The organism is Bradyrhizobium sp. STM 3843 (genome assembly GCF_000239815.1).
Lineage (GTDB): Bacteria > Pseudomonadota > Alphaproteobacteria > Rhizobiales > Xanthobacteraceae > Bradyrhizobium.
In genome coordinates, this window is sequence record NZ_CAFK01000087.1 from 1 (window position 1) to 8038 (window position 8038).

Annotated in this window: 7 protein-coding genes; 2 read left to right on the plus strand and 5 right to left on the minus strand. The window is 65.3% G+C overall.

The window, feature by feature from the left end; translation table 11 throughout:
• Window positions 1-56 precede the first annotated feature (56 nt).
• From BRAS3843_RS11955 to BRAS3843_RS11975, 5 genes are all read right to left on the minus strand, one after another.
• Entirely contained in the window at window positions 57-1385 is a 1329-nt protein-coding gene (locus BRAS3843_RS11955) for an MATE family efflux transporter (protein ID WP_035981510.1), read from the minus strand.
• Between the two features lie 76 nt (window positions 1386-1461).
• Window positions 1462-2196, minus strand: coding sequence for an MBL fold metallo-hydrolase (locus BRAS3843_RS11960; RefSeq protein ID WP_008969147.1), 735 nt, complete (start codon window positions 2194-2196; stop codon window positions 1462-1464).
• A gap of 13 nt (window positions 2197-2209) precedes the next feature.
• A complete protein-coding gene (locus BRAS3843_RS11965) occupies window positions 2210-2515 on the minus strand; it encodes a DUF6460 domain-containing protein (RefSeq protein ID WP_008969148.1) in 306 nt (101 codons plus the stop codon).
• A gap of 88 nt (window positions 2516-2603) precedes the next feature.
• Entirely contained in the window at window positions 2604-4604 is a 2001-nt protein-coding gene (locus BRAS3843_RS11970) for an ATP-dependent DNA ligase (RefSeq protein ID WP_008969149.1), read from the minus strand.
• The gene (locus BRAS3843_RS11975; protein ID WP_035981513.1) at window positions 4601-5641 is read right to left on the minus strand and encodes a ligase-associated DNA damage response exonuclease; all 1041 of its coding nucleotides are present in this window, start codon (window positions 5639-5641) and stop codon (window positions 4601-4603) included. Before BRAS3843_RS11975 ends, BRAS3843_RS11970 begins: the two co-directional genes overlap by 4 nt.
• A 60-nt stretch (window positions 5642-5701) precedes the next feature.
• Here BRAS3843_RS11975 and BRAS3843_RS11980 point away from each other — a divergent pair, with 60 nt between their 5' ends.
• Window positions 5702-6628, plus strand: a complete 927-nt coding sequence (locus BRAS3843_RS11980) for a methyltransferase domain-containing protein (RefSeq protein WP_008969151.1) — start codon at window positions 5702-5704, stop codon at window positions 6626-6628.
• Between the two features lie 116 nt (window positions 6629-6744).
• The gene (locus BRAS3843_RS11985; protein WP_008969152.1) at window positions 6745-7974 is read left to right on the plus strand and encodes an ABC transporter substrate-binding protein; all 1230 of its coding nucleotides are present in this window, start codon (window positions 6745-6747) and stop codon (window positions 7972-7974) included.
• Window positions 7975-8038: the final 64 nt, after the last annotated feature.

Below are 8038 nucleotides of genomic sequence, written 5' to 3' on the forward strand. Positions count from 1 at the left end.
AGTTCGAAACCACCCTCTCCCACAAGGGGAGAGGGTTTCTTTTCCTAAACGCCTTCCTACTTCCCGAACGACTGCCGCAACAGCGTCGGATAGCGCAGGCCCTGCAAGCCGCCACGCGCGACGTAGTGGGCGAGAAAGGCGATCCACAGCCCGGTGTTGCCGAAGCTGCGCAGCGCAAACCACGTGGTGAGGAAGATCGACAGCGAGGCCATCATCAGGTTGCGCATGTCGCGCGCCCAGGTCGCGCCGATGTAGATGCCGTCGAAGGCAAAGGCGAACACGGCGGGCAGCGGCGACACGATCACGAAAACGAGGAAGTCGCGGGCGGCGAGCCGCACGGCGGGGCTCGCCGTCATCAGGTCGATCAGCGCGGAGCCGGACAAGGCCAGTGTCGTGCTGACGACCAGCGAAAAGCCGACACCCCAGGCCAGAATCAGTTGCGTGGCACGGATGAAGTCGCGACGATTGCGGGCACCGACCGCGTAGCCGCAGAGCTGCTCCGCCGCATTGGCAAGGCCGTCGAGGAAGAAGGCGCTGACCAGCAGGAAATTGTTGAGCACGGCGTTCGCCGCCAGCGTGACGTCTCCGGCGCGCGCGCCTTGCGCGTTGAAGAACAGGAACACCGTGATCAGCGCCGCGGTGCGGATCATGATGTCGCGGTTGACCGCCAGCATCCGCTTGACGCCATCGCGGTCGAACAGCACCTGTCGCGACACCACGATGCCGCCCGGCAACAGTCGTCGCGCGATCACCACGCCGAGGATGAGGCCAGCCGCCTCCGCGATCACCGCGGCCACCGCCGCGCCGGCGATCCCCGCGTCCAACACCAGCACCAGCAGCAGCGTCGCGGCGATGTTGATCAGGTTGATCGCGATCTGCACGGCGAGTGCGAGCCGCGCGCGGGCCTGCCCGACCAACCAGCCGAGCACGACATAATTGGCAAGCGCCAGAGGCGACGACCAGATGCGGACGGTGAAATAGGTCCGGCCGGCACGGGTGACCGCGTCGCTGCCGCCCATGGCATCGAACAGGAGGGTGCCGAGCGGCAGCTGCAAGGCGATCAGGATGGCGCCGACACCGGCGGCCACGAGCAGGCCACGCACCAGAACGACCGGCAGCTCGTCGCGCGCGCCAGCGCCGAGCGACTGCGCAGTGAAGGCGAGCGTGCTCAGGCGCAGGAAGCCGAACAGCCAGAATAGACAGTCGAAGATCACCGAGGCCATGGCGACGCCGCCGAGCAGGCTGGCTTCGCCGAGGCGGCCGATCGCCGATGTCGCGACGATGCCGATCAGCGGCGTGGTCACGTTCGCCACCATCGCGGGACCGGCGATGGCGAACACCTCGCGGCTCGTCACGTTCGGCTGGATGGTCCCCGGGGAATGCAACGGACGCTCGCTGGTTCGTTCGCCGGACCCTTGCGTCCGGCACGAGCGCTCGTTTATCGGTGATTCCGCGGCGCCGCTAGAGGTCGATGCTCATGCCGTCATGCGCGGCCGTGTGAGACAGCGCGTCCAGACGGGACAGCATGTCTTCGCCCATATGGGTGAGGACGAGGCGCTTGGGCCGGATGTCGTCGAGATGCGCCTGCAGCGTGGTCAAGCTGAGATGATTCTTGACCACCTTGTCGTAAGTATAGGCTTCGGCAATGAACAGATCGGCCTCTCGCGCGAGCGGAACCAATGTGTCCGTCCACTCCGTATCGGCGCTGTAGGTAACGACGCGACCCTCGGCCTCGATCCGATAGCCGAGAAAGGGGCCGCCGGATTCGCCGTGCACGACCGGATAGGGCGTCACGGTGATCTCGCCGAAGCGAACCGGCTGCTCGGGTTCGAGACTCACGACCGACAGATCGAATTTCTGTTGCGTCTTGGACGAATTCTCGAACAGGGCTTCCATCACCTGTGTCAGCCGCATCTCGATGCCCGCCGGGCCGGCAATGACGAGCGGTTTGGTCCGGCGCGAGAACTGTGCGTCCAGCAGGAAGAAGGGCAGGCCAGCGAAGTGATCGCCGTGGAAGTGAGTGATGAGAATGAGCGCGATGTCGTTGCGCGCGATCTCGAGCCGCTTCAGCGCCGGCAGCGACGAGGCGCCGCAATCGATCAGCAGGTTGGTGCTGTCGCCGGTGAGATGAAAGCAGGTGTTGAAGCGGCCGCCGGAGCCGAAGGCATCGCCGCAGCCGACAAAACGAAGCCGCATCGGCCGCGGTCCTTCAGCGACCGCGCGGCGCAAACAGCCGCGACAGCAGCCAGATCGGGATCACGATGACCGCGCCGAGCAGGAAATAGCGCCACAGCCAGTTGATGGCGTCGAAGCCGAGCTCATAGAGCCGTCGGATCAGGAGGCGAATGCTGTTGAGGATGTTGAGCGGATCGAATCCGATCGCCGACAGCACCACGCCGACCAGGATCGACAACAGGACCAGCCGGAACGCCACCGACAGCGGTGAACCGCCGAGAAAGCGCGAGAGGCCGTCCTGGCTGCTGCGGGCCGGATAATCCCTGACGTCGTTGGACATGCCATCCTCTCCTCGGGGCGCCAATGCGCTGTCCGCATTATAGGCAACGCGTGGCAGGTGGGGAACCCGCCTGATCGCCGCAAGCGGCTTACCGGCTTTTAATGTGAGATCTTTCAGCGTGAGATTGTGGCGCCGGCGCGTTTTCTGCCTTCAGCATCTTTTCCAGCGTCTCCAGCCGGTCGGCCTCGCCCGGCGGCTTGTCCCAGCGCAGCCGGTTGATGCGCGGAAAGCGCATCGCGATGCCGCTCTTGTGCCGCGGCGAGCGCTGCAGCCCTTCGAAGGCTACCTCCAGCACCAGACCCTGATTCGGCTCGTGCACGACCTCGCGTACGGGTCCGAATTTCTCGATCGTGTTGCGGCGGACGAAGCGGTCGATCTGTAACAGCTCCTCGTCGGTGAAGCCGAAATAGGCCTTGCCGATCGGCACCAGCTGCTCGCCGCCGTCGCCCGAGGTCCAGACGCCGAAGGTGTAGTCGGAATAATAGGACGAGCGCTTGCCATGGCCGCGCTGCGCATACATCAGCACGGCGTCGATGATGTGCGGATCGTGCTTCCATTTCCACCATTGGCCCTTCGGCCGTCCCGGCAGATAGGGCGCATCGCGCCGCTTCAGCATCACGCCTTCGACGGCCTCGGCATCCTCGCCCGCGCCGGCTGCGGCTGGGTTGGCCCGCGCCGCCTTGAGCTCGTCCCAGCTCGCAAAGGGAATCGTCGGCGACAGATCTATTCGGACATCGTCGAGCCGCGTGACGAAGCCTTCCAGCCGCTCGCGGCGCTCGGCAAAGGGCAGCTCGCGCAGGTCGTTCTCTTCATCGCCGAGCAGGTCGTAGGCGCGCAGGTGGATCGGATATTCTTTCAGCAGCTTGGGCGAGACCGTCTTGCGGTTCAGCCGCTGCTGCAGCACGTTGAAGCTTTGCACCCGGCCGCCGCGGACCACCAGCAATTCGCCGTCGATCGCACCGGGCAGATGCAGCGACGGCAACAGGTCCGGGAAGCTGCCGGTGATATCCTCGCCGCTGCGCGAATAGAGCCGCGTCACCATGTGCCCCTGCGGATCGCGGCCGCTGACCGCCTGGACGCGGATGCCGTCCCACTTCCATTCGGCGATGTAGTCCGCGGCGTCCATCGCCGCGAAATCCTCGTCCTCGACCGCATGCGCCAGCATCACCGGGCGGAACGGTGCCGGGTCGCGGTTCTCCGGCTTGGGCCCGCGGCCTTCCAGCCAGGCGAAAAGATCGAGATAGGGGGGCGAGAGGCCAGGCCAGATCAGCTCGATCTCGTGCGGGTCCTTGTCGCCGAGCGCCGCGGCCGCGGTCTTGGCCAACCGCGCGGAGATGCCGATCCGCAACGCGCCGGTGACGAGCTTCAACAGTGCCCAGCGCCCGGTCTCGTCGAGCTCGTCCAGCCAGCGCGCCAACTGTCGCGGCATGTCGGTCTTGCCGAGCGTGCGCAGCGTGGTGACGACTTCGGTGAGCGTCGGAGGCGGCGGGTTGTTGTGGCCCGGCGCGAGCGGGTTCTCACCTCTCCCGCTTGCGGGGGAGGTCGGATTGCCGGGCTCGCCGGGTGGAGGCGCTTCTGAGAGACCGCCCGTGTAGTACCCCCCTCCCTGCCCCTCCTCCACAAGGGGGGAGGGAACGGAGAGAGCGGTGATGGCGGCCTCACGGATGTTTGTCGACCCGGTGCTCGAAATCGTCCGAGATGCAAACTCAGGACGCAGCTCGGTTCCCTCCCCCCTTGTGGACCGCGACGAGCTTCGCTCGCGCTGAGAGGGCTGGGGAGGGGGGTACTCCGAAACGCGCTGCTGATTGTGAGCACCGCTCTTCGGCCACATCAGCGCGACGGTTTCTGACAGATCGCCGACGTAATCGTAGGACAGCGCGAACAGCACCGGATCGGTGCGCGCGGCGATCAGGTCGCGGATCAGCGCAGGCTTCGCATGCTTGAACGACAGGGCGCCGGTCAGCGCCGCCAGCGCGTAGCCGCGATCGGGATCTTCGACCTCGCGGAAATAGGAGGTGATCAGGCGCAGCTTGTTGTTGCGCCCGGGCTCGTAGGCCAGCCGGTCGAGCAGTTCGGCGAAACGGTTCATGTGTCCGCGTCCTCCGCCGCGCCGACAACCTCGCTCTCCTCCTCATCGCCATAGCCGACGAGATCGAGCGGCCGCGCCGCCAGCCCCTGCGAGCGGCACCAATGCACCAGCGCGTCCTCCTGGCCGTGGGTGACCCAGACCTCGCCAGCGCCGGTGGCCGCAATGGTCGCGGTCAGCCCGTCCCAATCGGCGTGGTCGGAAATCACCAGCGGCAGCTCGACGCCGCGCTGCCGGGCGCGGGCGCGCACCCGCATCCAGCCCGAGGCAAAGGCGGTGACCGGATCGGGGAAGCGGCGGGTCCAGAGGTCGGAGGTCGCGCTGGGCGGCGCCAGGGTGATCGTGCCGGCAAGCTCGGCCTTCTTCCGGCCCTTCACGGGGCGCAGCTCGCCGAGCGGAATACCCTTCGCCCCATAGTAGTGCGTGATCTTCTCCATCGCGCCGTGCAGGTAGATCGGCGCGTCATAGCCCGCCTCGCGGATCAGCGCGATCACGCGTTGAGCTTTGCCAAGTGAGTAGGCGCCGACCAGATGGGCGCGCTCCGGAAACAGCGCGACGGACGCCAGCAGCTTCTTCACTTCGGCAGCCGCGTCACCGTGCCGGAACACCGGCAGGCCAAACGTGGCCTCGGTGATGAAGACGTCGCATTGCACAAGCTCGAATGGTGCGCAGGTCGGATCGCGCGCATCCTTGTAGTCGCCGGAGGCGACGATGCAGGTGTCCTTGCAGGACACCTTGATCTGCGCCGAGCCCAGCACATGGCCTGCGGGATGAAAGCTCACGCTGACATCGCCGAGCTTGATCGTCTCGCCATAGCGCACGGCCTGTGTCGCGCCGGCGAAATTCTCGCCGTAGCGCAGCCGCATGATGTCGAGCGTCTCCTGCGTGGCCAGCACCGCGCCATGGCCGGCGCGGGCATGGTCGGAATGGCCATGGGTGATCAGCGCCCGCTCCACGGGCCGGACCGGATCGATATGGAAGCCGCCGACCTTGCAGCACAGGCCGGCCGGGACGGGCGTCAGGATGTCTTGCGGGCGCATGTCGATCATATATAGGAACCTCGACGCACCAATCGAGACTGCCTCAACTCAGTTCCCGCCATGCTTGGCCGCCTGTTCCTGTCCTCCGGCGATCTGCTCGCCGACCGCCGCTATGAATTCGCCCGTGACCTGCAAGCGAAGGGCGATCTCGCTGCCGCAGCCGAGGTGCTGGAGCAGGCCATCGAGCTTGCGCCGAATTTTGCTTCGGCCTGGTTCGCATTGGGGGAGATCCGCGACGCGATGGGCGAGGCCAGCGCGGCGATCGCGGCATTCCAGAAGGCCAGCGCCGCCGATCCCAGGGATCATCACGGCGCCGCTGTGCAGCTGATGCGGCTCGGTGCTGCGCCGCTCACTGATATGCCTAAGGCCTATGTGCAGTCCCTGTTCGATCAATACGCGCCTCGCTTCGAGGCGGAGCTGATCGAGCGCCTGCATTATCGCGCACCGGCGATCCTGTTGAAGGCGGTGCTCGCCTTGCGCGCTGCCGAGAACAGGCCGGCGGTCTTCAAACGTGCGATCGATCTCGGCTGCGGCACCGGGCTCGGCGCAGCCGCGTTCGCCAACAATGTCGATGCGTTCGTCGGCGTCGATCTATCGCCGGGCATGGTCGAGCAGGCGCGCGCCACCGGCCTCTATGCCGAGCTCGAGGTCGACGACATGACGGCTGCCTTGCAGAAGCAGCCGGACGCGAGCGCCGATCTCGTGCTCGCCGCGGACGCGATGGTCTATGTCGGCGAGCTCGCGCCGGTCCTGCAGGAAGTGCAGCGCGTGCTGACACCTGGCGGTCTGGTCGCTTTCACCGTGGAGACGCACGACGGCAACGGCATCGTCATAGGCGAGGGGCTGCGGTATGCCCATAGCGCGGAATATATTGGCCATGCGATCGCGTCAGCGGCATTGACGCTTTCCCATCTCGAGCCGGCCAGCCCGCGCACCGAGGATCAGGTGCCGGTACGCGGTCTCGTCGTCATTGCCGCGAAAACTTGAGTTGACACGCTAGATCGGTGCGAATTGCACCGCACTCTCTTCCGCTGTGGCAACTTCACGCTTGCCGCATGTCCTCTGATGCCAAAAAATGATGGCGTTCAGGGAGGACACAACAAATGGAAAATCATCCGACGCGGCGCCGGTTCTGCGCCACCGCGCTTGCCACTGCTGGCGCTGCGACGATGAGCTCGCCCTATATCTGGGCCGCCGAGAAGAAATATGATGCGGGTGCCAGCGATATCGAGATCAAGCTCGGGCAGACAATACCGCATTCCGGTCCCGGCTCGCTCTATGGCGTGCTGGGCCGCATCGGCGAAGCTTATTTCCAGATGCTGAACGAGCAGGGCGGCATCAACGGCCGCAAGATCAAGTTTCTCACCATGGATGATGCCTACAGCGCGCCGAAATGCGTCGAGGCGACGCGGCGGCTGGTCGAGCAGGAGGAGGTGCTGGCGCTGTATGGATCGCTCGGCACCGCCCCGCAGACTGCCGTGCACAAATACCTCAATTCCAAGGGCGTGCCGCAGCTTCTGCTCAACACCGGCGCGTCGAAGTGGAATGATCCGAAGAACTACAAATGGACCATGGCCGGCCTGCCGCTCTATCCGACCGAAGCGCGCATCCTCGCCAAGCACGTGATCAGCGTGAAGCCGGAAGCCAAGATCGGCATTCTCTATCAGAATGACGATTTCGGCCGCGACTTCTTAGGCCCGTTCAAGAAGGTGCTGGCGGACGCCGGCGGCAAGGCCCAGGTGATCATGGAGCAGACCTATGATCTCACCGACCCCACTATCGACTCGCAGCTCGTCAACCTGTCGAAGTCGGGCGCTGATGTCTTCTACAATATCAGCACCGGCAAGGCGTCGTCGCAATCGATCCGCAAGGCCGCGGAGCTCGGCTGGGAGCCGCTGCAGCTGCTGTCAGCCGGATCGACCGGACGCTCTATTCTGAACGCCGCAGGATTCGAGAACGCGAAGGATATTGTTGCCATCCGCTACGCCAAGGACGCCGGCGTGCCGCGCTGGAAGGACGATCCGGAGGTGAAGGGCTTCGAGGCGTTGCGGGCGAAATATCTGCCCAGCATCGATCCCGACAATTCCATCGCCTATGCCGGCTACGGCCAGGCGGCGACCATGGCCGAGATCCTGCGCCGCTGCGGCGATACGCTGACGCGCGAGAACGTGCTCAAGCAGGCCTCGACCCTGGCCGGCTTCCACTCGCCGTATTTTCTCGATGGCGTGACCTACAGTTATCAGCCGGACGACTACACGCCGATGAAGACGCTCTACATCTCGATCTTCGACGGCGCCGATTGGCAGATCTCGGACCGGCCGGTGACGGAGTGATGTCTCGCTTGGACTTGTTGTCCGGAGCAGGAGAATGGATATTGCGGCGCGCATGCTGTAACCC

Bases quoted from the DNA above. Each gene is read 5' to 3' on its own strand.
- BRAS3843_RS11970 (WP_008969149.1), bottom strand. From the start codon at position 4,604: ATGAACCGTTTCGCCGAACTGCTCGACCGGCTGGCCTACGAGCCCGGG.
- BRAS3843_RS11985 (WP_008969152.1), top strand. From the start codon at position 6,745: ATGGAAAATCATCCGACGCGGCGCCGGTTCTGCGCCACCGCGCTTGCC.
- BRAS3843_RS11975 (WP_035981513.1), bottom strand. From the start codon at position 5,641: ATGCGCCCGCAAGACATCCTGACGCCCGTCCCGGCCGGCCTGTGCTGC.
- BRAS3843_RS11980 (WP_008969151.1), top strand. From the start codon at position 5,702: ATGCTTGGCCGCCTGTTCCTGTCCTCCGGCGATCTGCTCGCCGACCGC.
- BRAS3843_RS11965 (WP_008969148.1), bottom strand. From the start codon at position 2,515: ATGTCCAACGACGTCAGGGATTATCCGGCCCGCAGCAGCCAGGACGGC.
- BRAS3843_RS11960 (WP_008969147.1), bottom strand. From the start codon at position 2,196: ATGCGGCTTCGTTTTGTCGGCTGCGGCGATGCCTTCGGCTCCGGCGGC.